19 protein-coding genes and 1 pseudogene are annotated in these 25,201 nt (G+C 58.4%); 10 read left to right on the top strand and 10 right to left on the bottom strand.

Going from position 1 to position 25,201, the window contains the following annotated elements; translation table 11 throughout:
* Positions 1-143: 143 nt before the first annotated feature.
* The 4 genes and pseudogenes from HDE78_RS20155 to HDE78_RS20140 form a co-directional block, all read right to left on the bottom strand.
* Positions 144-374: pseudogene (locus tag HDE78_RS20155) on the bottom strand (transposase); the annotation flags it as partial.
* Positions 263-985, bottom strand: coding sequence for a restriction endonuclease (locus HDE78_RS20150; protein WP_255457932.1), 723 nt, complete (start codon positions 983-985; stop codon positions 263-265). The pseudogene HDE78_RS20155 and the gene HDE78_RS20150, both read right to left, overlap by 112 nt.
* A 1,088-nt stretch (positions 986-2,073) precedes the next feature.
* Positions 2,074-5,046, bottom strand: a complete 2,973-nt coding sequence (locus tag HDE78_RS21260) for a TrlF family AAA-like ATPase (RefSeq protein ID WP_179482889.1) — start codon at positions 5,044-5,046, stop codon at positions 2,074-2,076.
* A 103-nt stretch (positions 5,047-5,149) separates the two neighbouring features.
* Positions 5,150-5,437 (bottom strand): helix-turn-helix transcriptional regulator, encoded by a 288-nt coding sequence (locus tag HDE78_RS20140; protein ID WP_179482887.1) that lies wholly within the window; start codon positions 5,435-5,437, stop codon positions 5,150-5,152.
* Positions 5,438-5,460: 23 nt separating this feature from the next.
* Here HDE78_RS20140 and HDE78_RS20135 point away from each other — a divergent pair, with 23 nt between their 5' ends.
* Positions 5,461-5,766: a hypothetical protein gene (locus HDE78_RS20135; protein WP_255457931.1), complete on the top strand. Its 306-nt coding sequence runs from the start codon at positions 5,461-5,463 to the stop codon at positions 5,764-5,766.
* 210 nt (positions 5,767-5,976) lie between these two features.
* Here the strand turns inward: HDE78_RS20135 and HDE78_RS20130 are convergent, their stop codons facing one another.
* Entirely contained in the window at positions 5,977-8,091 is a 2,115-nt protein-coding gene (locus tag HDE78_RS20130; RefSeq protein WP_179482885.1) for an amidohydrolase family protein, read from the bottom strand.
* Between the two features lie 424 nt (positions 8,092-8,515).
* Here HDE78_RS20130 and HDE78_RS20125 point away from each other — a divergent pair, with 424 nt between their 5' ends.
* Both HDE78_RS20125 and HDE78_RS20120 read left to right on the top strand, forming a co-directional pair.
* Positions 8,516-9,052 carry a contractile injection system tape measure protein gene (locus HDE78_RS20125; RefSeq protein WP_255457936.1) on the top strand — a complete coding sequence of 179 codons (537 nt, stop codon included), beginning with the start codon at positions 8,516-8,518 and terminating at the stop codon, positions 9,050-9,052.
* Positions 9,049-9,453: a hypothetical protein gene (locus tag HDE78_RS20120; RefSeq protein ID WP_179482882.1), complete on the top strand. Its 405-nt coding sequence runs from the start codon at positions 9,049-9,051 to the stop codon at positions 9,451-9,453. Before HDE78_RS20125 ends, HDE78_RS20120 begins: the two co-directional genes overlap by 4 nt.
* Before the next feature lie 147 nt (positions 9,454-9,600).
* Here HDE78_RS20120 and HDE78_RS20115 read toward each other — a convergent pair whose 3' ends face one another.
* A complete protein-coding gene (locus HDE78_RS20115; protein WP_179482880.1) occupies positions 9,601-9,825 on the bottom strand; it encodes a hypothetical protein in 225 nt (74 codons plus the stop codon).
* 157 nt (positions 9,826-9,982) lie between these two features.
* On the opposite strand from HDE78_RS20115, the gene HDE78_RS20110 reads away from it, so the two are divergent.
* Positions 9,983-10,189: a hypothetical protein gene (locus tag HDE78_RS20110; protein ID WP_179482878.1), complete on the top strand. Its 207-nt coding sequence runs from the start codon at positions 9,983-9,985 to the stop codon at positions 10,187-10,189.
* 852 nt (positions 10,190-11,041) lie between these two features.
* On the top strand, positions 11,042-11,635 hold the full coding sequence (locus tag HDE78_RS20105) for a hypothetical protein (RefSeq protein ID WP_179482876.1): 594 nt from the start codon (positions 11,042-11,044) through the stop codon (positions 11,633-11,635).
* 131 nt (positions 11,636-11,766) lie between these two features.
* Here the strand turns inward: HDE78_RS20105 and HDE78_RS20100 are convergent, their stop codons facing one another.
* Positions 11,767-12,369, bottom strand: a complete 603-nt coding sequence (locus tag HDE78_RS20100; protein ID WP_179482874.1) for a short chain dehydrogenase — start codon at positions 12,367-12,369, stop codon at positions 11,767-11,769.
* Between the two features lie 101 nt (positions 12,370-12,470).
* Here HDE78_RS20100 and HDE78_RS20095 point away from each other — a divergent pair, with 101 nt between their 5' ends.
* Positions 12,471-13,352 (top strand): LysR family transcriptional regulator, encoded by an 882-nt coding sequence (locus tag HDE78_RS20095; RefSeq protein ID WP_179482872.1) that lies wholly within the window; start codon positions 12,471-12,473, stop codon positions 13,350-13,352.
* A 315-nt stretch (positions 13,353-13,667) separates the two neighbouring features.
* Here HDE78_RS20095 and HDE78_RS20090 read toward each other — a convergent pair whose 3' ends face one another.
* Both HDE78_RS20090 and HDE78_RS20085 read right to left on the bottom strand, forming a co-directional pair.
* On the bottom strand, positions 13,668-14,297 hold the full coding sequence (locus HDE78_RS20090; RefSeq protein ID WP_179482871.1) for a hypothetical protein: 630 nt from the start codon (positions 14,295-14,297) through the stop codon (positions 13,668-13,670).
* A gap of 484 nt (positions 14,298-14,781) precedes the next feature.
* Positions 14,782-21,219 (bottom strand): putative Ig domain-containing protein, encoded by a 6,438-nt coding sequence (locus HDE78_RS20085; RefSeq protein WP_179482869.1) that lies wholly within the window; start codon positions 21,217-21,219, stop codon positions 14,782-14,784.
* A gap of 296 nt (positions 21,220-21,515) precedes the next feature.
* On the opposite strand from HDE78_RS20085, the gene HDE78_RS20080 reads away from it, so the two are divergent.
* From HDE78_RS20080 to HDE78_RS20065, 4 genes are read left to right on the top strand one after another with little or no spacing between them, the layout of a single operon-like run.
* On the top strand, positions 21,516-22,049 hold the full coding sequence (locus tag HDE78_RS20080) for a tail fiber protein (protein ID WP_179482867.1): 534 nt from the start codon (positions 21,516-21,518) through the stop codon (positions 22,047-22,049).
* Between the two features lie 36 nt (positions 22,050-22,085).
* Entirely contained in the window at positions 22,086-22,616 is a 531-nt protein-coding gene (locus HDE78_RS20075; RefSeq protein ID WP_179482865.1) for a tail fiber protein, read from the top strand.
* Between the two features lie 52 nt (positions 22,617-22,668).
* Entirely contained in the window at positions 22,669-23,202 is a 534-nt protein-coding gene (locus HDE78_RS20070) for a tail fiber protein (RefSeq protein ID WP_179482863.1), read from the top strand.
* A 5-nt stretch (positions 23,203-23,207) separates the two neighbouring features.
* On the top strand, positions 23,208-23,768 hold the full coding sequence (locus HDE78_RS20065; RefSeq protein ID WP_343205674.1) for a GNAT family N-acetyltransferase: 561 nt from the start codon (positions 23,208-23,210) through the stop codon (positions 23,766-23,768).
* Here the strand turns inward: HDE78_RS20065 and HDE78_RS20060 are convergent.
* A complete protein-coding gene (locus tag HDE78_RS20060; protein WP_179482862.1) occupies positions 23,750-24,034 on the bottom strand; it encodes a hypothetical protein in 285 nt (94 codons plus the stop codon). The genes HDE78_RS20065 and HDE78_RS20060 overlap by 19 nt on opposite strands.
* Between the last annotated feature and the right edge of the window lie 1,167 nt (positions 24,035-25,201).

Here is a 25,201-nt window from a genome sequence, read left to right as displayed (position 1 = left end):
GTTCCTTGATCGGCAGGCCCGCGTCCGCTTCACGTAGGAAGCCGATGATCTGTTCGTCGGTAAATCGCTTCTTCACGTCCAATCTCCTTCGATGGGGGGATTGGACTCCAAATCATCGTGCTACTCAAAACCGGGGGGGACGTCGTGAGGCGAGCAACCGCACCGATCTTCGGCGGCGTGGTTAGCAGATGAACATGATTGTCCATCAATACGTAGGCGTGCAGTTTGCAGCCCGTGTCGAGTAACGCCTCGCCCAGCAGGGTCAGGTAACGTCGTCGATCGGCGTCATCGAGAAAGCAGGGTAGACGGTTGTTGCCTCGCTGGACAACGTGTTGCGGAATACCGGGCAAGTCGAGTCGAGGTTGTCTTGCCATTGCCTGAGGATCGGCGTGGGCGCATCCTCTTGATAGCGTCGACGGTCACTGGGTTTTGTCAGTGTCAGCCCTCTCCGCCAGTCGGAAAGTGACCCTGACCCCGTTTCGGCTGGCAGACCAAACATCTCCCGCACGACCTTGACGTCGACACGCTGCGTCTTCCATTGCTTGCACTGCACCAGCGTGGTCTTACCATCCTTACGCAGAACTAGGTCGATGCCGCCATCCGCACAGCCGAGACCGGTTTCCTGGATCGCATAGTTTTGGCGACGAAATGCTTCGCCCACGAGCATCTCAAACTCGCGCCAGCTCATGGCGCGTAAGCTGTCGAGTCCGGTTTGTGTTTCGAGAAGACGTCTGCGCTTGGCACTGCCGATAAAAGAGATCAGGGCGCCTAGCCAGCAGATACCAAGTACAGCCCATGCGATGGATGACCACGCACCTGCTGCTAGCGGTTTACCCATGGCATGAAGTGTCGGATTGCTGCTGGATGTAAGAAACCAGCCGATCCCGTAGCGAACCGCGACAAAGCCGATTCCGCCGAGGACGATACCTACCGGCCATGGCATTCCGGCAATCTGTTCAAGCCCACCTTGCTTGCGCTTCGCCATTGCTCCCCCTGAGTCCGGCGATACCCCGATATCACTCCATTCGATTCGCACCATACATCAGAGAAGCACTCCACGGCGGTAGTGTTTGATATGACTGCAAAGCTAGCCGTCCCGGTTTTCCCTTCCGGTTGCCGATTTTCTGAGGCCCGCGGGAAGGAGGGCGGGGTTAGTTAAACTATCGGCCTCGGCAGTGGAGGTTGACGCGAGGAGATTGAAAGCAAAGAAATGTGCGACCGAATGCATGGACGGGTGAAGGCGTGCCTCGTTATCCGCGCTACCTGGCTTAACGTACCGACGAAAGGAGATTTCAGTGATTGAGGAGTTGTTGAAGGTAGGAGGTGCAGGGCTCCTAATTCCTTGTGTGCTTGCCGTGGTGTCGGTAACTCTCGCCAAGGGGTTGTTCGGAGTGCACCAGTCCAAACGAACCACGCGAAGGGACTTTCTTGATCTTTGGTCACGTCGAGACGCCCACGATGAGCTCTGGCAGCAGACGGCTATACGCCACCTCTTCGGTCAGTGGCTTCCTGTCCCGGTAATCCGACGTCTTCTGGGATCCCAGCAGTCGGGACGTGCCCTGGCTGAGATTTCCGGAGCTTGGGATTTGCTGGAAATAGATGACGAAACTCACGAGGTGAACTGGAAAGCCAGGAGGCGTCGACAGCCATCTTTCCGTCGGCGGGAGATACGGCTCTTCACCGCGCTATATTGGCTCTTTGGCCTGTTGGCGGCTCTTTCTTTTATCTATGCCCTCGCTCCTTCGCACGTCGATTCAGTTGTGAATATTCGATGGGTGCTGGCTATCGAGATGGCAGTATTTTTTTTCGCTTGTCTGGCTCGCAGCGATGACCTCAGATCTGCCCACAAGGCGGTGCCACGTTGGCTTGGAATACCTTGATTTTTGTCCTTACTTTTCAGAGATGCCCTTGCTACGCGGCCAGGTGGTACTCATAAGTCGACCGCTCGCGATCGACGTCTCCCACGTTTTTGTTCTGACAAAAACTATGTGGGACAATTCCTGAAAGGCTTGGTTGCTGGAAGGAGTGCAATATGCCCTGAAGTGGTGTGCCGTCAGACAAAGCTTCATGCAGTCATCTCAAGCGGACTCGCAATCGCTTTGCTCTTTCCTTAAATGCGATCTCGCCCCCCTCGAGAATATCGCAAACCTGTTTCCTGATTCCTGCGTTTTCTAAGCCTCCGCTGTCGTAGTGCATTCTAGGTAGGCAACCAGGAACATGGCCTTCACTTCGCGCAACAATGACTTGGTCGGCGTCTGTATTAACTACCAAGTTTGCGTTATGCGTAACGATCACGATCTGACGCCGTTGCTTGGCGCGACGGAAATGTTCTACAAGTTCGGAATAGATGGATTGCGGATCGAGGTTCTCTTCCGGCTGGTCGATAATGAGCGGCCGGTCATCCTCGGTATCAATAGCTAAATAGAGGAGCAGTAGCAAGATTCCGCGAGTGCCTGGTGAGAGTTGTTCCACATCTACATCGTCATATTGGATGCTGTAGGCGATGCTTATGTGGTCACTGCTGTAGAGCCAGGATGAAATCTGGCGCGCCCACTTCTGTCGGCCGGCACCGCTCGCCGCGTCCTTCGGAGCATGTGTTACGAGCGCATCCTCGTTTTCCGCGCGGAATTGGCGCATAGCTTCGGAAACTTCCGTTGCAGAGCCCGATTCCCATGCCCCTCTGAGCTTAGCTTCACTGACTTTGAGTAGAGTCCCTTGAAGTTGAAACGGTCCACCTTTGCGGAGGTCAAGCAAAGCCTCTCCCTGTTGGGTCCACCGTTCCATATCGACGCGACGCTGCACTTGGAAAGAGAGCTTGGCCAAACTTCCAGATTGGCTTGCAATTCGTTGCCGGAGTGGTTCGTATAGCTCCTTCAGCTGCTCTTCTTCCGCGATTAGTGCAGCGAAACTCTTTTCATAGGCATTCGACCTTTTTACGAGCAAGTCTCTGATTCGTTCATCCGCAAGCTTTGCGTATGTGATGCGTTCATTGAGCTGAGTCGCCTCGACTCCTGCCTTAGTTATGGTGGACTGAAGAAGGCTTACTTTGCGATTATTTGACTCATCAATGCCAGCGAGGGCATGCAGGCGCTTTAGCTCAGCCTCCAGTAAGCTTATCGGTTGTTCTAGAAGTTTCGCGTCGGCGGATATATAGCTAGATGCAGCGCTTAGTTCGTCTATGGATAGAGGTTTAATTGTGGGTCCCTGGAGTAAAGAAATCTCCTTAGCCTCTGCCTCGTTTCTCCTTTGAAGTAGGCCGGTAACATCGCCCGCGAATGTAAGGGAAAACATGTCCCACTGAGAAGCGTTCAGCCGGGTATCGGCGTAGTCGGCGCGGATGCGCATCTCGAAGCTGGGTGCGAAATTATCTTGAACGTCGTCGACTTCCTCCTCTAGTTCGGCGAGAGCAGTCTTTCGGCGCATCCTTTGGACAAGGGTCTCACTTCTTCGATTTCGAGCTTCGGCAAGTTCCTCGATACGTTGACGGTCAGTCCCCGGGACGGATTTCAGCAATTGAGCGACATCGCGTTGGTCAGCCGCCATGCGTTCGTTAAGACCTCTTAACTGCCGCTCCATTGCAGGCACGTTCGCTTTTGCAGCACGTTCATTCACTAAGGCGTCGCTGACAGAAATAAGTACTTCGCGTTCTCTCCTCAGGGTTGCTCTGTGCTTCGAAGCATTTGTAGCAAGCAGTTCCGTGAATGAGGCTATTCCTATGCGTTGCTCGCTGGGGTACGCCTGGAAGACTACCCGTTCCATCTCCTCAAGCAACTCGTCAGACACCCCCTCAGCTAGGCACAAGCGTTCGACGAATTGCTGCGACAGATAGCGAACTTGTGGCAAATCTTCTCCGTCGGTATCGGACTGAATTAGGGGCGTAGTTTGTTCGGTATCATCGCCCCAACTCACTGAGACATCAGAGCCTTTCAAGAGATGACGTGCTCGATAAAGGAATGAACGCTGATTGTCCCACTCGGCCGCGTCCGTGCCGGCGGCCAGAATATCGGCAAGTGCTGTTTTTCCAGAACCTCGTGGTCCAATGATTGCGACAAGCCCAGGATTCAACCTGATAGGTTCCGCGCCGATCCAGTCCGCCTTCAATATCGACATGGATGCGATAGTCTGCGAAGGCCTCGCGGTTGACGGAGGCTCCAGTCCTATAAAAGTGCGACCTTCCGGCTCAATACAAGCCTGGCGTAATGATTCGAAGATTAGTTCACCCTTAATCCAGCAGTAGCGATCTAAAGCTGGCTTGCCAACAGAGGACAGTTTGTGAGCATCGGATCCATGGAGGCACGGTTTGCACCCGCCCCACTCGCGATCCAGGTCGTCCCGTGTTGCTGCGCCCTTACCAAGCCAAAACGATCGAGCGTTAGGCTGCGCAGAAAATATGATGTCGGCCTCGGACTCGATTTCCTTCCGGACGCTAGCGAAGGAGCTATCTTTCTGAAGTCCAGCAGTGCCGTCTACGCTGCTCCCTGAAACGGCAAAAAGGATATTCTTTCGAGCCCATTGCGAATTCTTCCGTGCCTCACGAACGGATTGGAAGTCTACCTTGAACTGATTGGTTCCTTCTTCTAGTGCAGCGATATCACTTTCTATTTGCCCTTTGTGAGCCCGACCGAGTCGTATCAAATCCCCGGGCTCGCAACGGTATTTCTCGCCTTTACGTTCAAAGGTGAGAGTTAGTAGGAATCGTTTCGTCTGCTCCACATGGTCCGTGTCGTCGGGACATACTAAAAGGTGAAGATTGACGGCGGTGTCAGTACCAGTTCCGACCAATAGCCGCAGTTCGATGTTCGGGAATAGAAGCTCGACGTCTGGTAGTCGACCCTCGCTTCTGGATGCGAGAAGCCGCTCGTAAGTGGAAATGCTGCCGTAGTCGGTAATGCCCAGTGCTCGGAGTTTAGGAGCTGCCGCTTCGATGCATCCCAAGTAACTTTCCCAGACATCTTCTCCCTTGAACTGGTCATTCAGGAGGGTCCCTGGTCCGTGGATATGAGGGTCCCATCGATGCCACACCGAGCCTGCTGAATATGCGTCCACTGCGTATCCCCTTTTTTACTGGCTGTTGCCTGAAATTGTGGAGGCGACATGGTGGTCGCTTTCCGTTCTCCCGGCGTTTCAATCTGTCTTCAAAAATTTTGGCTCATCGGGACTGTTGCTTTAGTGACCTGCGGTTAGATTTTGCTTGGCCTAACTCTTGTTCGAATTCATCGACGAACTCGGTCAGCGAACTCTCACAGGCATTGCAGAACTCCCGCAACTGCAACAGGTCCATCCGGCGTGAGCCACGTTCGACGTCGCTGACATAAGACTGAGGGCGCTGTAGTGCCGTGCTCAGGTCGACTTGGGTCATGCCTGCCGTGGTGCGAAGCTCGCGCAGGCGGCGCAGCAGTACCGAGTACTCATCCTTATGTATGGACTTAGCAGGCATGGCGGCTATCCGAAACGATAGCCATGACGCTATATCTGCTTTTCAAATATCTGAAAAACAGATATTCTTTTTGTGTGGAGGCCTATTCGCGATATCACCGGAGGAGGGATGCCATGACGGAAGAACGCCTTGTTTTCGGAGTCACCATCGACCAGCTCGACGAGCTCAACACGCTGCTGCGGACGATTACGGCGCATGGCGACGTGATCACGGTCGGTTGTGACGAGCCGCTGCATCCGCAGACCGTGTCGACCCTGGGCGAAGTCGTGTTCAACGCAGCGCTTGCCGTGCGCGAAGTCTTCGACCGGATCGAAGCACAGAAGCTTTGAGCGAAAACGCGCCGAGACAACCGGGTCAGATTTCGACCGTGCTCAGTGCCAACCCACGCTCGCGGAAGCCGTCGGCACCGGCGACTCGGCTGCTGCGCGTTGGAACGCCGGCGTGAACCGCTGACGCGTTTCCATCGAACACCTCCATGCAAGGATTGTCCTTGCACGGAGTGTCCGAGAAATCAGCGGTCGTCCAACCTGACCCCGTGCCTAGTTCGGCCAAACCGGCGGTTGATTGGCGGTGGGGTTGGGGATGTAGCGGCCGTAGCTCACCGTGGCCAGGGTGCGGATGTTCTGCAGCAGGTTGGGGTTGGCGACGACCGAGGGATCGAGCGGATTGCTCGACAGAATCACCATGTCGGCGACGTTGCTGGTGGCGAGGCTGCCGCGATCGGTCATGCCGTATTGCCAGGCGGCATTGGTGGTGAACGCCTTGATGCCATCCAGAATGCTGATGCGTTCGTCGCCCGGGTAAGCCGGGTTGTTGGCGAAGACCACAGGGCAGGTTCGTGTGTTGCGGTTCGGGTACCACGGGGGCTGCTGGGTCTGCCGCGTTACGCCTACCCAGATCTCGAACAGCGGGTAAGGCGGCGTCACCGGCGTATCGCTGTGCAAGGTGAGATGCAGGCCGCGGTCGCGCACCGCACGGGCAGGGTAGATGTTCATCGTGCGCTGCGGGCCCAGCACCTGCTGGCATTCCGGCAGGCCGTAGTAATACACGTTGGTCGACATGATGCTGACCACCACGCCCGGGTTCAGCGTCTTCAACTGATCGAGCTGTGCGGTGGTGATCATCGGCGCATGCAGCATCACGTCGTGCGTGCCCGGCGGCGGCACCGAATGGTCCTTGGTGGCCGAGGCCATCACCGCACGCACCGCATTGCCGATCGCGGCATCGCCGATCTGGTGGATCAGCATCGGAAAGCCGGCGGCATGCGCGGCGTACAGGCGCTGCTGAATCTGCTGCTCGCTCAGGTCGGGCAGGCCCACATACGGCTGCTGAAAGATGCCGCCGTTGGTGAACGGCGCAAACACCTGCATGTAAGGCGAGTTGAGAAAAGCGGTATAGCCTTGCGGCGATCCGTCGGTAAAGCTTTTCAGCATCGCCACGGTGAGCAGCGGGTTGCTGCCCACCAGGGTTCGGCCCGCCGCACCGGTGGCGACGACGGACGAAAAATCGGGGCTGCTGTCGTCATAGGCCACCATGGCCGCGGACAGCGGGAAGGGACACTTCGTCGGCAGGCAGTTCTTCAGAACGTTGTTGTAGAGCCCGATATCGCCGATCGTCGCGGCGCCTTCCTGGGCCAGCGTATAGCCGTGTTGTGCATAGATCGTGGCGGCCTTCTGCAACAGCGTTTCCGCCAGGCCGGCATAGCGATGAAGTACCAATCCCTGCATCTTGCCGGTGGCGTACAGCGACAGATCCTCGTCGAGCTGCCCTTTCTCGGCAAGTTGGGACTCGACAGTGGGATTGGTGGTGGGCGCATGGCACCCACCGGATGCCACGGAGGTGTTGCAGATATTGAGCATCTGCAAAGCCCTGGTGTTGACATAGGAAATGTGCCCCGACTCGCTGGTGACGTAGATCGGGAGGTCCTGCGCGATGGCATCGAGCTGCGGCCGTGCCAGACCGTTTTCGAAGGTCTCGCAATCGAGGCCGAGGCCATCCGGCTTGCTGCAGCCGGCGCCATGGCCCAGGCGCGATGCGTCGTAGTTGAAGGCCAGCACCGGCAGCGGATCGATCTGCGAACCCGACTGCCGAATTTTCGCCACGGCCGCCTTGATCCGCGCCGTCACATCCTGCTGCGTCTGTACCGGCACGAAGCAGTGCTGGTAATCCTTTGCGTCGAGGCATCCGGGCGTGCCCGGCAAAGGCTTGAAGAGCACGTTGACGTTGGAGACGTCGGTCCAGTGCTCTGGATCGTTGTACATCGCATAACCGGCCATGTGCGAATGCGGGTCGATAAACCCCGGCAACACCGTCGCGCCGCGCAGATCCACCCGCTGCGTATTCTTGTCGGCCAGCCCTAGCACCTGCGCGTTGGTGCCCACCTTCATGATCCGGCCGGCGGGCCCGACCGCGACACCCTGAGCGGAAGCGTTGTTGTCGTCCATGGTCACGACATTGGCATTGTAGATGACCAGGGCCGCCACGCCGGGGCTGGCCATCGCCGACGGACTATCCGCCGTGGGCGATACCCCTGTCTCGATAGCTCGCTTCGAGGCGGAGCCATCGGTACTGCAACTGGTGACGGCCACGCTGGCAAGGATGACAAGCGCGACCCGGGCGGCCGCAATCGACCGGTAGAATCCTTCTACTTTCATGGTTATCCCCTGACAACGAAATGGCGTACTAGGCTATGTACTCCAACCCATCCATGCGGAATGCGTCAATTCGGCAACAAGCGCGCTGGCGGCGCCGTCGACATCGTCCAAAGAGGCGGATGGCATCTCGGCGCTTGACGATGATGCGTCGTTGATCCCGCTCGACGTTGGCATCTCGACAATCTTCCTTGGAGTTGCTCCGATCTATCGAATTTCAAAACGGCCGTCCAGACGGCCGTTCGGTGGCGTGATGGGGCGGGTCCATCGACACGATGGATCGCCAGGGAAAACTCGGGTCAGCGTGGACGAGTTGAAAAAGTGCGCTCTGAGCCGCGGCTTTTAAACGAGTAGAGACGGCCTGCGGTATCCCGAAAAATCCGGGTCGTCAGCGGTGAGGTGGCCTGTCAGACTGTAAGGCGTGAATATGAAAAATAATCCGGATTCATCGGGACATGCGCTTCGTATCGGCAATGCCGGTCTAGTACTGCTGAGTCCTTACCTGCCGATGCTGTTTGAGAAGCTCGAATTGCTTGCAATCGACGACGGCCAGCCGCGCATTACAGACGGTGAGACGCTATCGCGGGCGGTGCATCTTTTGCAATATTGCGTCGATGCCCGTCTGGATCGCCCCGAGTCCGAACTCGTACTCAACAAATTGCTCTGTGGTCAGCCCACGGCTCAGCCAGTCGCGCGATCGATCACGGCGGCCCAGGCCGATCTCGATGTGTGCGATCAAATGCTTCAGGCGGTGGTGGCGAACTGGCACGTGCTACGCGAGACCTCGCTGGCGAGCCTGCGTGAAACGTTCCTGCGACGCGAAGGGCAACTGCGGCTAGGCGACAACCGATGGATGCTGCGCGTACAGCGCAAAACGCTCGACGTGATGACGGATCAGATCCCTTGGAATGTTTCCGTCATCGATCACCCCTGGATGATCGATCCGATACACGTGACGTGGTGAAACTGCGCGATGGTTGCGTGTCTCCATTCCCTATCGAACGGTCAATGGGCGGGCAGCTGGCGTATCAGCTGTTCAATTTCAGAGACATGGTTTCCGTAAGAATTCAGCGTTGCGCGTTCACAGGGTACAACGGTGATGGGAGCGTCGACAGGTTTGTCGACTGGAAATTCGTTATCGCCAAACTTTGTCGCCAGCTGTTGGCGGGCGTTCTCGAACCGTTGGTTTACCGCATTGAAATAGTGGGCATCCACCAGACCACATCGTCGTTGTGGGAGGCCCATAAGACGTATCAAAAGACCGGGAAAACCACGTCGGCACACAAGGTGCTGCTGGCGATCGTGGATAAAGGTGCTATCGGGCTGACGACAATGATGGCGAGCACGCCTTACGCCAAGGTTTGACCGTTTTCTGGCGAACTGACCGGGTTATGACGAAAAAGGTGCCGGGGACAATTTCTGACACGAAGGGTCGAAGCCAGAATGCGCCGATTCGCAGCGGTGGCGCCGCTGGGGCGGCTGCCTGGTCTCTTGCATGGTCCCTGACACTTTTTAGTTGTCGCTACGAGCCCTGTACCCGAACTTTTGCAGGATGCGATCGATCTCGTTAAACGCCAGTGCGTCCTCGGTCAACGTGATCGCGTCGATCGTTGAATACGCGCGCGCAAAGAACTCGGCCAGCAAGTCGTCCCGGTCGGGAAACCTCGCTATCAACTCGGGCATATCGGTGTCCAGCTTTGCCAGGCGCCGCTGTAACTCTTGGCGTGATACCGCCATGGCGCGTCCTCGGTGGGAGCCCGAGCATAGTCCTGTACGGTGTCAACAGCGGATCAAGGTGGCGCACCGACCACTTTCTGTCACGCCTGCACAAAATCTTGTCTCATCTCCTGACACATTTCGCCGACAAACTCAGCGCACCTCACGGGAGATAGCGATGGATGTGGCAACGTATGTGGTGTGCGGGTTTCACCAAGGGCGTCGCTTGAAGCCGCAGCACTTCAAGACAGAAGCGCAGGCGCGCGAGCATGCAGCCCATCTGAACCAGTCGGCGGACTTTGTGATACTCACTACCATCGACGCGCAGATCGGCCAGGTACATGGGGCGCCGTTGCGTGGCCGGCGTCCGCTACGCGCGGTGTAATTTCCGCCGCTGCATTCCTCGATAGGGCTTACCCTGCTGCGCAAGCGGCTGGAGTGAGGGTGTGTACGATGTCGCGATAGCCATGCCGCGGGTAGGGCAGAGACTCTATTCGCACCGTCGCTGTGCGAAGGGCTCTGACCCGGAGCATCCTGGCTCGCCCATGCCGTGGCGGTGACGATGCTGCTATTCCGGGCGAAACCGGCCACCCGAAACGTCTTGTAAAGCGTCGCCAAGAGGATGTCGTTCGCCGACGACCACGTTGCCAGGAAGGGCTGCGTGCACCGGGACGCTTGCAACACACGACGGTTTGGCGATGACGAGCACGCCGACCAGTATGATCACTCTCAGACCGACTCCGGCCGGCAGAAACCGACCCAGAGCGGACGCAAAGAAAGGAGAATGTTTCAGGAGGACGTGACGTGAATTCGAGTAGATTTTTGAAGCTTGTGTCCGTGGCGTTGCGTATGGCCTCGGCCCCAATCGTATTGGCATGGTTCTGGGTTTGGCTAGCAATCGTGAGAGGACCTCTATCGCCAGACCCGTCGACCCAACGCGTCGTTCCCGTATCAAATCACGGTCATGATGTTTACATAACCGTACTGCAAAACAATCTTCTCCATTGGCTAATCCCTGCGGGCATCGCTCTGGGTGTCCTTAGCTATGTAGCGGGCTGGCTGGCAGATAAGTTGCGGAGCCCAACTAAAAAATAACGTCAACTTTCGATCCGAATCGGACACTGCCGTAAAAGTCATGCACAAATAAGGGATGAATATGCTTTATAGAATCGCCCACCTCATGATCAGCTGTTGGGCTCCGAACGCTTTTTTTCTTACGTGTGTATCAATTGCACTAATGTCAACAACCGCTTGCTCCCATCGCAATCAAAATGGCTTGGGCGAAATGGCTTGGACTGATACAGAGGGGAAATCTCTTGTAGATCAGGAGAAGATTACAGCCAGCGTGGCCTCTGTCTTAAATAACTTCTCCGAAGAAATAGAGAGTCATCCTTATATCGTCAACTCCATACGTAAGATGCAGGAAACGAGTCTCAGTCGAGCTAGTGAAGACTGGGAGCGCCTAAAGAGATTGGAGGCAGTTGGGCATACTGATTCAGTCGAAGAACAGCAACTCAAGTCGGAAATAACCATTAACAGCGATATGGTATTGGACGAAAATGGACTTCTAAGTGATGCTTTGAAAGGGCGAACGAATGTCGAAATGTTCGACGACATACTTGCCCGGAGTCCGTGCACTAAGGGCGTGAAACTTAACGCGTGTACTGCATTGGTAGCAGCGGCTCAGCGATATCAAGCGATACGTTCAGTCGCCATTACCAATACCGATGCAGTGCAGCTGCTGTTGAAACAAAATAGCCTTCGACAGAAGATTATCCAGACGCATATTGAAAGCTATGGTGGGACTCGATGGCGTCCAGCCGGTCGATAGCGAAATGTCCACTATTGACCCGTTGCCGTCTTTCGCGCTCGCACCCAATATGTCTGCAACGTTGGTGGAAGCGGCCATTGACCGTGGCAGTCGATCGTTCTGATCTGGCGGCCTGTAAGCCGCCTCCAATCTTATTGCCATACCTGATAAACGCGCCCCGTCTGGGGTCCCTCTACACTCCGCACATACGCCATTGCGACACGGGTCGCAGGCACCGACTCGAAGCCGGGAAAGAATGGCCCATAGACGCCCTTGGACTCCGTCAATACCGTCGGGCTCACGGCGTTAATGCGTAAATTGCGAGGCAATTCAATTGCTGCCGCCCGCACAAAGCCTTCAATCGATGCGTTGACGGCGGTCGCGTTGGCTCCCTGTCTGATCGGCTCTTCGGCGACGATCCCCGTGGTTAGCGTGATTGAGCCGCCCTTACGCAACATATGCTGGCCCAGCAGCGCGACCCGCACTTGGCCAAGTAGCTTGTCCTGCAAGCCGATGTTGAAATCTGCTGGCCGCATCGTCGCGAGGGGCCCGAAGAACAAGCTACCTGTCGTCGAAACGATAGCGTCTAATGGACCGACTGCTTTAAACATCCCCTCCACGCTGTCGTCACTCGTGATATCGACGCGGAAATCGCCGTGCTCGCGACCCACGCGGACCACCTCGTGCCGATCGACCAACGCTGCGACAACCGCACTGCCAACGGTACCGCTCGCACCAATTACTAAAACCTTCATATCCAACTCCTTTGAAAGATGGGATAGGAGGATTATTTTGCAAATACTTATTTGGATAAATGAGCGTATTGTTCGCACATTCGAAACCAATGGTTAGTAATATGGACAAACTGCGTGCCATGGAAGTGTTCGTGGCGACGGTCGATGCGGGCAGCTTCGCAGCGGCAGCAACGGCACTGAATCTCTCGGCGGTGATGGTTGGTAAGCACATCCACGCTATCGAAACCCAGTTGGGCGCAAGACTGCTAGAGCGAACGACGCGCCGACATCGACTTACTGACATTGGCGCGGCTTACGTCGAGCGATGTCGCGACGTGCTAGCGACCGTGCAAACCGCCGATGGCGTTGTCGACTCTTTGCACACTGTGCCGCAAGGCATACTCCGGATCACGGCGCCCGTATCGTTTGGTGCCCATAGGCTTACGCCAGTGATCGGCGACTACCTTGCTGCGCACCCGCAAGTGAAAGTGGACCTGAGTTTGAATGATCGCGTGGTTGATCTCGCGGAAGAAGGCTTCGACTGCGGTGTGCGAATGAGCCGCACGCTCGACGATAGGCTGATCGCGCGTCCGCTCGCCATGTCTCGCATGTTCGCCGTGGCCAGTCCCAGTTGGATAGCACGCTATGGTATGCCGGCGCATCCGTCCGAACTTGAAGGCCATGCGCTGCTTAATTTTGCAGTTTGGGGACCGAGCCACATCTGGCGTTTTGCGCGAGGCGACGATGTCGTTAAGGTCCCAGTTCGCGGACAATTCAGCACCAACAATGGCCAGGCGCTGCTGAGTGCCGCGATAGCAGGAGTGGGCGTGATCATGCAAGCGGACGCATTGCTGGCACCCGCCATCGCGGCAGGTCACGTAGTGCAACTCCTGCCCGATTGGGAGCTCCCTACGCGGGCGGTACACATCGTCCGATTGCCCGAAGTAAGGCCTAGCGCCAAGCTGCGAAGCTTTATCGATTTCGCGTTGACGCGACTGGGTTAAGAGCCTTTCCAGGCTCGGTAGGCAATTTGCGCATGTCCTCATGAGCAAAATCAAGGTTGCAAGCGCGCTATGTGAGCGACGAACGAATCGCCTATTAGGTGAGCGCATATCCATAGAATGGCCGGAGCCAGTCGGACTCCGGTCGTTCGATGTTGCATGCCGAGTGTCTCTTGATGGCCGGTCAGCGACCTTTTGGATGGAGACCGTGCCTCGTGGTTATCCGGCCTGTAGCAGAAAAGGCCTTCCAAGAATACCTTGCCGCTTAGCAGTCGTCGGACTGATCTTTTCGCCTAATCTATTGCCTTTGCTTGGACGCTAGGCGTTGGGCATCGCAATCTTCAGCGCGCCTTTTAACGCGTTTTCTTCGACCAAGGAAAGTAGTGTGTTGAAGGCGGAGCAAAAAGTCTCGAGTACGTGGAAGTGCGCAGCTCGAACTCCTTGGACGTAGGCGTGCGCATCACGATTGCGAATAGCGTCTGTAAGCAAGTCGTAGGTATGCTGGACCCTCTCCCTGTCCTCTTGCGAAACGCCTTGATGACGATAAAACAGTTGAGCGAGTTGTGATTTGACTCGACCCATTGTACTGAAATCCTCGACGCCAGCATGCGGAACGCTTAGCAGCCATTCTGATGTCCACGGCGTTTCTTTCGAAGGTATACCCAGCTTCTGTTGGGTCTTGATCTCCAGCAAACCCGAAAAAATCAATGATGCCTTCAGTAGGTACTCAGCTCCCGTGGAAAATAGGATCCACAACATTACTCGACCGAATATCGGGTGCTGCTTACGCGCCTCATCTTCAAAGGCAAATTCTGAGACGGGCTTGAACGCGCTGCTATCGCGATCTAACTCAACCATCTTCGATGAGCACATAAGCGCGATGGCCGCGGCGAGTTGGTTTACCCCCACTTCGGGTGTGAAGTACTCTTTTTCTTGTGACGTTTGCATGTATCAGCAACCTCCGCTGCGAGAGACGATAGGACGATGTCATCCAGCCGGCCCGAAACGCGACGTTCGAGCCCGTCCGTTTCTGGCCAATTTCGGACTTTTGCTGAACGTCGCCGGCCAAACCGCCGAAGATATAGAGGCAGAAATAGCTGCGTAGAATGCGGCGTTGTGAGCTGCTTTCCGTTTTTGATTCGACAGGCTATTCGAGGGCGTCATAGGCAATCCAGCAACTGGATAGTTGTTCTTCCCATAGCGACGAGCGAACTTTCTTGGGCGGCTACCGAATTTGTATAGGTAAGGACCTGCTGATTGCTAATGGCGGTCTCCACGCAACGAGCCCCCACCTTATGTTCAGGGGTAGGTTCGCGAGGTCACGGAGTGGAACGTGACCACTGCGAAGATTCAGAAGTGCGGAGCCGCAGTCGCGATATCATGCTTGGACACTGAGCGCCGTTCTGCCCAATTTTAAGCAGCCTAAGGCCACTCACGGATCGAACTTTTTCTCCACGCCCAGTAGGATCGATTGATTGTCCTTGCTCGTATTGTCCAGATAGTTCTGATACTCGGCACGGAACGTCCAGCCTTGAACGGTCTGCAGGCCTATGCCGGCACCAAGCAACGTGTGGTTGCGTGACTGATTGAGCAGGGTCGCCTGATACAGCGGTCCGCTCAGTAGATCGGCATAGCGCATCGTGGCTTCACTCGATCCCTGCAAGTCATGACCGAACTCCGCGCGCAGCTGTGGAGCCCACACGCCGTAGTCGCTCTTGACCGACCACTGCGCCAGCACACCAAGCGTGCCGGTGCTGGTCTTGACCGTCTGCCGCTGGTACGCGAGCGAATAGGTCGCGTCGCCGTGCTCGGTGTAGGCATCGAGATTCGCGTGGGCCAGGTCCAACCGGCCATAGGGTGTAAACAGCAGGCTGTCTCCCGCATGGTGTTCATAACCGACCGAAAACGATCCGAACCACTGCTTGCCATCGCGATTGCCGAACACGGTATTGCTGTCGTCGGTGACATAGCGACGCGCATCGAACGACAGCCATTGATAGCCGAGCAACGCATCGGCGTAGAGCGCCTCCGTTGGACGGAAGCTGGCGTAGATCGCCCCGTTGTAGCTGTTGACGGTACTTCGGCTGTCGTGTTGACCGATGTCCGAATCGTCGTGGCCGTAGCCGACGCCCACGCCCATCGCCAGTCGTTCGGTCACCTGTTTATCCGCACCCACGCTCAAACCTTGCGTCGTGAAGTCGACGCCGTTGTCGCTGGTGCCCGGCTGGGTCTTGCCGAAGTTCACGGCACCGCCGGTCCAGATCGAGAAACCGCCCAACGTGGAGCCGCTGCCGCTAGGTCCGATCAGCGGACTGGTCGACGTCGGCGCGTCCGGCGAGACCAGGAAGCGGGTCGTTCCGTTCTGGGTACCGTTATTCAGATCCGCCATCACGTCGGGGCGGCGCACGCTGTCCGCCGAGCTAGCGGTGATGCCGTTGCTGAAACCGCCGCCGGCGCTGCCGCTGTGAAGTGCTTCTAGACGACGCTGGAAGTTGCTGATCTGCCCTATCGCCATGCGACGTGTCGCATCCGCCTGTGCATCGAGCACGCCGAGCACTTCGGCGTTCTTCGACGGGTCGCTGCGCAAAGTCACGCTGACCGTCAACGTGCCAGGCGCTGAAGTGGCGTACGCGTTGCTGAGCGTATAACGCAACACCGCAGCACCACCGAACGTCGGCGCTGCCGTATAAGACAGCGTGTATCCCGTGCCGCTGGCCTTGATCGTTGCCGAACCGGCGTTGGCCGGCGAAACCGACACCAGCGTCGCCGCCGTAAACGGACCGCCGTGTGCGCTGGCCGTGAGATCAATCTGCACCGTCGAGCCGGCGATCGTCGTGGCCTCGAGCGTGGGTGCTACAGGCACTCCATTGATCGTCAGGGTGACATGCGCCGGCTTGGAGGCACCGAAAGCGTTGGACAGCGTGTAGTCGAAACCGACGCTGCCTGAGGCATCGGCCGCCGCGGTGTAGACCAGATCGGTGCCTTGGACGACCACCGTGCCGGAGGACGGCTGTGTGGCGATGGCTGCGGCAGTGAACGGTCCGTTCGTGGCCCCCGTGGTGGCGTGCAAAGTGACCGATTTTCCGGCGAGCACGGTCGCTGACTGCGCAGTAGCCACCGGCACCGCACCCGCAACGACCGTGATGGTTTCCGTCGCCGGTGCGGACGTGCCGCCTGAGCCCGTCGCGGTGTACTCGAACGCATCGGTGCCAAAATAGTTCGATGCCGGTGTGTAGACGATGCTCAGCCCGTTGACCGTCGCCGTGCCGTGCACCGGCTGTTGAGTCACAGTGGCGCTTGTAATCGGCCCACCTTCGCTAGTCACCGGGATCGTCACGGCGGTGTTGGCATTCGTGCTGGCGGCGCCGTTAGACACAACGGGCACTTCCTGCCCGATCACAACGACGTAAGCCTGGGCCCCCTGAAAATCGAACTTATCGGTTGCCGTTACGGTGACGTTGAACGAACCGGCGGCGGTCGGTGTGCCTGACACTACGCCGGCTGGACTGAGTGTTAGTCCGGCAGGCAACGAACCCGAAGTCACCGCATAGGTGTATGGGGCGGACCCGCCGGATGCAGACAAGGTGGTCTGCGTATAAGCAACAGCCACTTTGCCTTGCGGCAAGGTGGCAGGCGTCAACGTGAGGCTGGGCGCATTCACCGTGAATGTATAACTCTGGCTGATCGAGAACGGCGCGCCAACGCCGCCGCTGCTGTCTGTAGCGCGAATGCTGAAAATAAAGGAGCCGGCGACCGTCGGCGTTCCCGACAAGACGCCGTTGCTTGCATTCAGTGTCAGGCCCGCAGGCAGAGTGCCTGCACTCACCGCATAGGTGTACGGCGCCGTGCCCCCGCTGGCCGTGAACGACTGCGTGTAGGTCGCTTCCGCCGTAGCCGCCGGCAGGCTTGTCGGCGTCAGCTGCAGAGTCGGCGCACCGACCACCAAGGCGTAAGCCTGCGAGCCGGTGAAGCCCAGGCCATCGGTGGCGGTCACAGTGAAACTGAAACTGCCCACGTTGCTGGGCGTACCCGCCAGGTGGCCACTGCTGGAAAGCGTCAGTCCAGCTGGCAGCGTTCCGACAGTCACCGCATAGTTGTACGTGCCGTTGCCTCCAGTGGCGGTGATCTGCTGGCTATACGCCACGGCCGACTGAGCGTTCGGCAAAGTGGTCGGCGTCAGCGTCAGGGCGGGCGCGTTCACCGTGAACGTATAGCTTTGACTCACGGAGAACGGTGCACCGTTGCCGGTGGTGCTGTCGGTGGCTTTCACTGTGAAGGTGAAGCTGCCGGCAGCGGTCGGCGTTCCAGAGAGTGCGCCGCTGCTCGCGTTCAATGTTAGGCCCGCAGGCAGCGTTCCTGCACTCACGGCATAGGTGTAAGGCGCAGTGCCCCCGCTTGCCGTGAGGGTCTGGGTATAGGCGGCTTCCGCCGTGGCTGCCGGCAGGCTCGCCGGGGTCAGCTGCAGGGTCGGCGTGGCCACCACCAGGGTATACGCCTGCGTACCGGTAAAGCCGGCGCCATCGGTTGCGGTCACGCTGAAGTTGAAGCTGCCGGCGCTGGTCGGCGTGCCGGAGAGCTGGCCGCCATTGCTCAAGGTCAGTCCGGCAGGCAAGCTGCCTGCGCTCACGGTATAGCTGTAGGTGCCGTTGCCGCCATTGGCGCTGAACTGCTGGGTGTAGGCCGTCGCCACTTTGGCATTCGGCAGGCTAGCCGGGCTGATCGCGACGTTCGGCGCATTCACCGTCAGCGTGTAGTTGCGGCTTGCCGTGAACGGCGCGCCGGTGCCGGTGCTGCTGTCGTGGGCGGTGATGCTGACGATGAAGGTACCGGCCGCGGTCGGCGTGCCAGCCAGTGCGCCTGTCGTGGAATCCAGGCTCAGGCCGGCCGGCAGCGCGCCGCTGCTGATTGAATACGTGTACGGCGCGGTGCCACCAGTAGCACTGATGCTTTGAGAATAGGCCACCTCGGCGGTCGCTACCGGCAAGGTCGCGGGATTCAAGGTCAGGCTCGGCGCAGCAATGGTCAACGTATAGCTTTGCTGGCCGGTGCTTCCATTCGTATCGGTGGCGCGCGCAGTAATGTTGAAGCTTCCGGCCGCCGTCGGCGTACCGCTGAGTGTACCGCTGCCGCTTAGGGTCAGGCCGGCGGGCAATGCGCCGGCGACGATGGAATAGGTGTACGGCGCAATGCCGCCGCTGGCCGTGAGTTGGCTCGGCGCATAGGCCGTACCGACGCTTCCCGAGGGCAACGTCGCAGGAGCAAGCACGATAGTGGGCGCGGCGACGGTCACCGTGTAGTTGTGGGTCGTGGAGAACGGGCCGCTGCCGGTGCTGCTGTCGGTCATCGTGATCGAGACGGGAAAGTTGCCCGGCTGCGTCGGCGTGCCCGACAGCGTCGCCGTGGCTGGATTCCAGCTTAGGCCATTCGGCAAGGCGCCAGTCAGCACGAACGTGTACGGCGCCGTGCCGCCGCTGCCGGCGAAGCTCTGCGAGTAGGCGCTGCCGTAAGGCGCATCGAGCGTGCCGGCCGGCGGCGTGAAGTTCAGCGTCGGCGGATTCACGGTGAGCGAGTACGTCAGCGTGCCGGTATTGGTGTTGGCGTCCGTCGCGGTCACGCTGAAGTTGACCGTGCCGCCGGCGCTAGGCGTGCCGGACAGCGTGCCGCTGCTGCTGAGCTGTAGCCCGGCGGGCAGATTGCCGCTGGTGACGGCGAACGTATACGGCGCCGTGCCACCAGTCGCACCGATGCTCTGGCTGTAGGCATTACCGACCGCGGCCGCGGGCAGGTTGCCGGGCGTCAGCGTGATGGTTGGCGCAGCCACCGTCAGGCTGTAGCTGCGGGTGCTCTGGTAGGTGCCGTTGCGGGTGGAGTCGGTGGCGGCGACAGTGAAATTGAAATTGCCACCGGTGCTCGGAGATCCGCTCAGAGTTCCGTCGGTGCCCAGGCTCAGGCCTGGAGGCAGGGCGCCGCTGGCCAAACTGAAGGTATACGGTGCGGTGCCACCTTGCGCGGCGAGTGGCTGCGAATACGCCACATGCAGGGTCGCCGCAGGCACGGTCGCCGGCGTAATGGTGATTGTCGGCGCGGCGACGTTTGGCGAATAGGTACGCGTCGCCGTCGTGCCGGCAGCGTCGGTGACCTGGACGGTGAACGTCGCCACACCGGTGGCTGTGGGTGTGCCCGAGACCGTGTCGCCGAGCAGCGAAATCCCCGGTGGCGGGCTGCCGCTGCTGATCGCAAACGTGTAGGGCGGATTGCCGCCGCTGGCTGCCAGCGTCTGGCTATAGGCCACGCCGGCGACCGGATCGGGCAAAGTGGCCGGAGTGACGGTCGGCGCGCTCGGATGGATCGTCAGCGTATAGCCGCGGCTGCCCGAATAAGGCGTGCCGCCGCTGCTGTCCGTGGCGGTGACGGTAAAGTTGAAATTGCCGTAGACGGTCGGCGTGCCGCTGAGCGCGCCGGTGCTGTTGTTTAAGGTCACGCCGGTGGGAAGCGAGCCGGCGGACACCGCATAGGTGTAAGGCGCGGTGCCGCCACTCGCGGTGACGGTTGCGCTATAGGCCGTTGCCTGCGTGCCTGCCGCGAGCGTGGTCGGCGTGATGGCGATGGTTGCCGGTTGTATCGTGCCGCTGTAGGCGAGCGAGCCGGTGCCGGAACCGCCATCGTGCACGCTGATCGTGAAGCTGTAGCTGCCGCCCGCGGTCGGCGTGCCGGACAGCACGCCGGTCGTGGAGGACAGATTCAGGCCAGCGGGTAGGGTGCCCGCGCTGATGCTGAAGGCATAGGGCGACACGCCCGAGCCGCCGCTGGGGGTGATCGTCTGGTTCACCGGCACACCGACGGTCAGCGTGCCGAGCGTGGACGGACTCAGCGTGATCGGCGGCACCGCGTTGACGGTCAGCGAGGCGGTCACCGTGCCGAAGAAAGGAGCGGTCCCGCTGGTGCTGTCGTACACCGTGAACTGGAAGCTGGTCGTGCCAACCGCAGTGGGCGTGCCGGTGATGAGGCCGCTGCTGGAGAGGCTGAGTCCGGCAGGCAGGCCATGACCGGCCACCAGGGCGTAATTTGAATAAGGCGGCGTGCCGCCGCTGATCTGCAGTTGATAACTGTACGGCGCATTTACCGCGGCCGCCGGCGGCTGCGCCGCGGTCAACACCGGTTCGGCGATGGTGACCGTGTAATCCTCGTTGCCGGTGAGCGCGGCGGGCGTGGTCGAATCGCTCACGTTGACCACGATCACGAACGAGCCCGTACCGGTTGGCGTACCGGAGATGGTGTTCGCGTTGAACGTGAGCCCCGGTGGCAATCCGCTGACCGAAAAGGCGTAAGGAGCGACGCCGCCGCTGGCGCTGAGCGTCGCGCTGTATGACTGCCCGATCACCGGCGTGGGCAACGATGCCGGCGAAATCGTCAGCGCTGACGTGTTCGGCTGGATGGTGACGGTGAAGGCGATCGTATCGCCTTCGTCGTCGAGCACGGTGAAGTTGTCGGTAATCGAATTGGTCGAGCTCGGGTTCTCGTTGGCCACATAGGTGACCAGGCCGGTGCCATTGCCGTGCTGTGGATCAACCCCGGACAATGATCCATGGGTCGGTTCTACGGAAACGCCACTCAGGCCGAAGACGGAACAAGTGATGAAGTTCGCCGTGAAGGTGCCGCCGGATGCCACAGTCTCTATCTGCGTCGACGGACATTCGGTGCTCGGGCCGCTGGCATGCGCTAGGTCTGGCCACAGCGACCCGCCGGCAATGATCAGCAGCAGCGTCAAACGCGCCAATAAAATCGACAGACGATTCGCACCCACCTTCGATTGAAGATGAGCGTACGTACCTGCACGCGCCATGGTGCGGTCAAACAGACGATGCAGCATATTGGCCCCTCTTCCCTGTTTTCCACAGCGTTCGACATCGTTGCGATGTCATGGCTGCAGTGACGACTCTGGATACCCTGCAATCGACAAGCTCTGCGCTCTGATCGGCAGTAAGACTTCCAGGCTTCGTAATTCCCCGAGGAGATTGAAGCAAGAAATGGGTATAAATAAAAGTGCCTGTAAATAGTCACGGGCTTTAGTTGCGACGCACCAAAAAAAACATGCACTTGTAACTACGGCAAGCGTGTTACACATTAGCGCGGCGCGAGGACGCGCATCCTTCAAGGGAAATATCCATGGCTCAGGTCTATATGGGGCAAATCATGCTGGCGGGCTTCGGTTTTGTGCCCCGCGGTTTTGCAGCCTGTAACGGTCAGCTTTTGCCGATCAACCAGTTTCAGGCTCTGTTTTCGCTGCTCGGAACGCAATATGGCGGCGATGGCCGCACTACCTTCGCACTGCCCAACTTGCAAGGGCGAGCCGCGGTAGGTGCGGGGGCGTCGGTGGATCCCAACTGGCAGCCGCCGGCGTATACGCAGGGCGAGGTCGGGGGGGCCGAAACGGTCACTTTGGTATCGCAGAATCTGCCGGCGCATACGCATACGGCCCTGGGGTCGACAAACGCCGGTGCGATCAAAAACCCTACCAACGCGATGTACGCGGGCAGCGGATCGGAATCGATCTACGCGCCCTCCTCGGGGCCGCAAGTGGTGTTGAACGGCCAGACGATTGGGTTATCGGGGGGCAGTCAGCCGCATGTAAATATGCAGCCCTACGGCGTACTCAATTTCAATATCGCGCTATACGGCATTTTTCCGTCGCGTAATTGACCGTTTCAGCATCCAAGTCCGCACGGGAGCCAAGCCATGAGCACGCCTTATCTCGGAGAAATCCGGCTGTTCGCTTTTTCACGTATTCCAACCGGCTGGTTTGCCTGTGACGGCAGCCTAAAGCCCATTTCGGATTACGAAACGCTTTTCACCTTGCTTGGAACCACCTTCGGGGGCGATGGCGTCAGCACGTTTGCCGTACCCGATATGCGTGGGCGCCTCCCCATCAACATGGGCAGAGGAGCCGGTCTGTCGCCGCGCGTTCTAGGCGAGTACAGCGGTAGCGAGAGCGTGACGTTGCTTACGCCCAATCTGCCCTCGCACAACCATACGTTTGCCGCGACGACCGGCCTCGCGAACGGCAACGCACTGTCGAGCAGTGTCGAGCTGGGTACGGTCAGCGGCGATCTCCTTTATGCCAGCGATCTCACGGGTGCGCATTCCTATGCCATGTCTCCCACCACGATCAGTGCTATCGGCGCCAACCAACCACACGACAACACGATGCCGACCTTGACCGGGTCGTTCTGCATTGCCTGGGCCGGCATTTATCCGTCGCCGAGTTGAGTCGAGCGCAAGCATCGAATAGCCGCGACGCTAACATCTTGAGGAGAGCGATATGACCGAGCCGTATTTGGGTGAAATCCAGTTATTTGCATTTAACTTCGCGCCCGTCGGATGGGCGTTATGCAATGGTGCGACCTTACAGATCAGGCAGTTCAACGCCCTTTTTTCGTTGATCGGCACCGCCTACGGCGGCGACGGACGAACCACCTTCAACTTACCCAACCTTACCGCGCGTGCGCCATGCAGCCAGGGTACCGGACCGGGATTGAGCTCGCGCACTATCGGCGAAACGTTTGGCGAGAATGGGGTGGCGTTGACGACGTCTACCATCCCTTCCCATACCCATAGTTTGAACGTGTTCAATCAACCCGACACGGCCAAGCGAAGCCCTTCACCGGCGGCGAATTACGCGCTGATACCCCCGGAGAACGTGAACCCATTCGTCAACGGTATAACGCCCAATACCAGTTTTGCACCCATAACGGTCGGCGTAACCGGCGGTGGGCAGCCGCATGAAAATCGCCAGCCCTACCTCGCGTTGAACTACTGCATCGCGTTGCAGGGCGCGTTCCCCAATTTCGGTTGAGCGACGTGGCGTCACCCTCTTTCCCCGAAGCGCGCGGCGACCGATTGCGTACGCCGGTGGAACTTGACGCGCGCGGCATCACCTTACGCCCCATCGTAGACGCCGATATGGCATTCCTGCGCATGCTCTACGCGCAGACGCGAGCCGCCGAGCTGGCATCCGTGCCGTGGCCGGTCGAGTTCAAGCAGAAATTCCTCGACGACCAGTTTGACCTTCAGCATCGCCACTACGTGAGCTTTTTTGGTACCGCCGAGTTTCTGCTGATCGAACGAGATGGCGAGTCGATCGGGCGGTTATACCTCCTGCGCGATATGCTCGAATTCCTTATCGTCGATATCACGCTGATCGAAGCGATCCGAAATCAAGGTATTGGCGGCCTGTTGATCAAGCGTGCCCAAATGGAGGCAGGCTCGCTCGGACGCGGCATGGTTCTGCATGTCGATCGGCGCAATACCGCTGCGCGCAGGCTCTACGAACGACTGGGCTTCTGCATAGTCGACCTCGACGACGGCAGCTCTTCACACCTGACCATGCGCTGGTCGGCGGATCAATTGAATACTGCTTGATAGATAAACCCATTTGCTTGCCGAGCGATGGGCACCATAAAAATAGCGAAGTCGCCCATGATGGAATGCCGCAGCTGATAAAGGCTTTGCGGCATGACTTCCGCTCTCTCACAAAAAAACAGGAGACTAAAGGGCTGACGGGAAGCTGATGTCATGCCCAGCGGCGTCGCCTCCACCAGAATGAAGGCGACCGGTTCATCGTTATAGCTGCTCGCGAAGATCTCGTTGAGGTGCGGCAAGAAATGATGCAGCTCTAGATAGCTCATGGGGTTTCCGAGTCGACGGCACAGTGATCTGCGCAAGTTTAATACGCGAGATGGGATCGCCGAGAGAATGCGTCGGGGTAACTGTGCGTTCGCAATCGCTTTCTGCGCTGGCTTGTACTTTCTTCGAGGCGCACCGCGGTTCGTGCGTTTTGCTTATCCGGCAGCAAGCTTCTCCAATAGTATTGGCGACAATGCCTAACAATTCCGTAAGAGACTTCCCGTCAATACTGCCCGCTTGATGCTCTTGCCCCGAGCTTTCAGGCTTTTAGTTGGCCATCATGTTGTTCTCTATATTGCGTCGTGCGTGTCAGTGCGTGTGGCGTTGAACCTTCCCAGACTGCATTTCCGTAAACGGTCTTGTTGCATTGATGGTGCTGACGCAGACCTCGGTATAAATCGCGCCCTGAGACCTCACTCGTTCACCGGTGTCGTCGGTGTCTGGCGATCGACCAGAAAACGTTTAGACGTCCAGAATGTTGGCAGGTTCTCTCTCTAGGCCATCAGCCGATATGGCGGTATTAATTGCTCAGATGCAGCAACCCCTCCGATTGGATTCAGCTGAATGGCTTTCCCGCAAGAATCCTGAAGTGCCATGCGCGTAGTCTTCGTGGAATGGAAAGGCGGCGTGTACCCAGTATTCCGAATCGATTCAACAAGGGTGACTTGCCTCGCTCTTTCTCGAAGTCCCTTGGCCCAAGTCCTTAAAGCTCGCCCCTAGCGACTGTCAATTCCAGAATGCGTATCCGTGACTAAGGCGTTGTTCGATCGAAAGGACCAGCGTGAACCTTGCTGGGCATACGGAGTTAAAAAAGAGAGCTTGAGAAGCGGCCGCCAACTCAAGCCGCCGCCAGCAACGTTCCCAATTGACACAGCCAATGACTGCTTTGCGGCATGCGATTGTGGTAGCCGACGGGTGGTTGTTGGCCGGTTACTGACCGATCGCCGGCGTCCGCCGATTCGTCGACTGGCGAGTGACGCTTGATGGTCGCTGTTCGACCCATTTTTGCCGTTGGCGAGCGTCCGCTTTGCGGCGGCATCTTAGGTGGCAGACCGTATCTTCTTGGCCGTTCACCGACCGCTGTTTGGTGTGCGTCGCCCCCGTTTCGGCCATTGCAAGGTTGCAGTGGCCTTGACCGCCGCTGCTTGTTGCCGCTTCATCGTCAATGG

Origin of the sequence: Rhodanobacter sp. K2T2, assembly GCF_013408815.1 — a bacterium.
GTDB lineage: Bacteria > Pseudomonadota > Gammaproteobacteria > Xanthomonadales > Rhodanobacteraceae > Rhodanobacter.
The sequence above is the reverse complement of the archived record's forward strand: the minus strand, read 5'-3'. Positions and strand labels throughout refer to the sequence as shown.

Coding starts and splice junctions, on each gene's coding strand:
- HDE78_RS20075 (WP_179482865.1), top strand. CDS start 22,086: ATGAGCACGCCTTATCTCGGAGAAATCCGGCTGTTCGCTTTTTCACGT.
- HDE78_RS20105 (WP_179482876.1), top strand. CDS start 11,042: ATGTCAACAACCGCTTGCTCCCATCGCAATCAAAATGGCTTGGGCGAA.
- HDE78_RS20135 (WP_255457931.1), top strand. CDS start 5,461: ATGACGCTATATCTGCTTTTCAAATATCTGAAAAACAGATATTCTTTT.
- HDE78_RS20150 (WP_255457932.1), bottom strand. CDS start 985: ATGGCGAAGCGCAAGCAAGGTGGGCTTGAACAGATTGCCGGAATGCCA.
- HDE78_RS20085 (WP_179482869.1), bottom strand. CDS start 21,219: ATGCTGCATCGTCTGTTTGACCGCACCATGGCGCGTGCAGGTACGTAC.
- HDE78_RS20140 (WP_179482887.1), bottom strand. CDS start 5,437: ATGCCTGCTAAGTCCATACATAAGGATGAGTACTCGGTACTGCTGCGC.
- HDE78_RS20125 (WP_255457936.1), top strand. CDS start 8,516: ATGAAAAATAATCCGGATTCATCGGGACATGCGCTTCGTATCGGCAAT.
- HDE78_RS20070 (WP_179482863.1), top strand. CDS start 22,669: ATGACCGAGCCGTATTTGGGTGAAATCCAGTTATTTGCATTTAACTTC.
- HDE78_RS20080 (WP_179482867.1), top strand. CDS start 21,516: ATGGCTCAGGTCTATATGGGGCAAATCATGCTGGCGGGCTTCGGTTTT.
- HDE78_RS20110 (WP_179482878.1), top strand. CDS start 9,983: ATGGATGTGGCAACGTATGTGGTGTGCGGGTTTCACCAAGGGCGTCGC.
- HDE78_RS20130 (WP_179482885.1), bottom strand. CDS start 8,091: ATGAAAGTAGAAGGATTCTACCGGTCGATTGCGGCCGCCCGGGTCGCG.
- HDE78_RS20090 (WP_179482871.1), bottom strand. CDS start 14,297: ATGCAAACGTCACAAGAAAAAGAGTACTTCACACCCGAAGTGGGGGTA.
- HDE78_RS20095 (WP_179482872.1), top strand. CDS start 12,471: ATGGACAAACTGCGTGCCATGGAAGTGTTCGTGGCGACGGTCGATGCG.
- HDE78_RS20060 (WP_179482862.1), bottom strand. CDS start 24,034: ATGAGCTATCTAGAGCTGCATCATTTCTTGCCGCACCTCAACGAGATC.
- HDE78_RS20100 (WP_179482874.1), bottom strand. CDS start 12,369: ATGAAGGTTTTAGTAATTGGTGCGAGCGGTACCGTTGGCAGTGCGGTT.
- HDE78_RS20115 (WP_179482880.1), bottom strand. CDS start 9,825: ATGGCGGTATCACGCCAAGAGTTACAGCGGCGCCTGGCAAAGCTGGAC.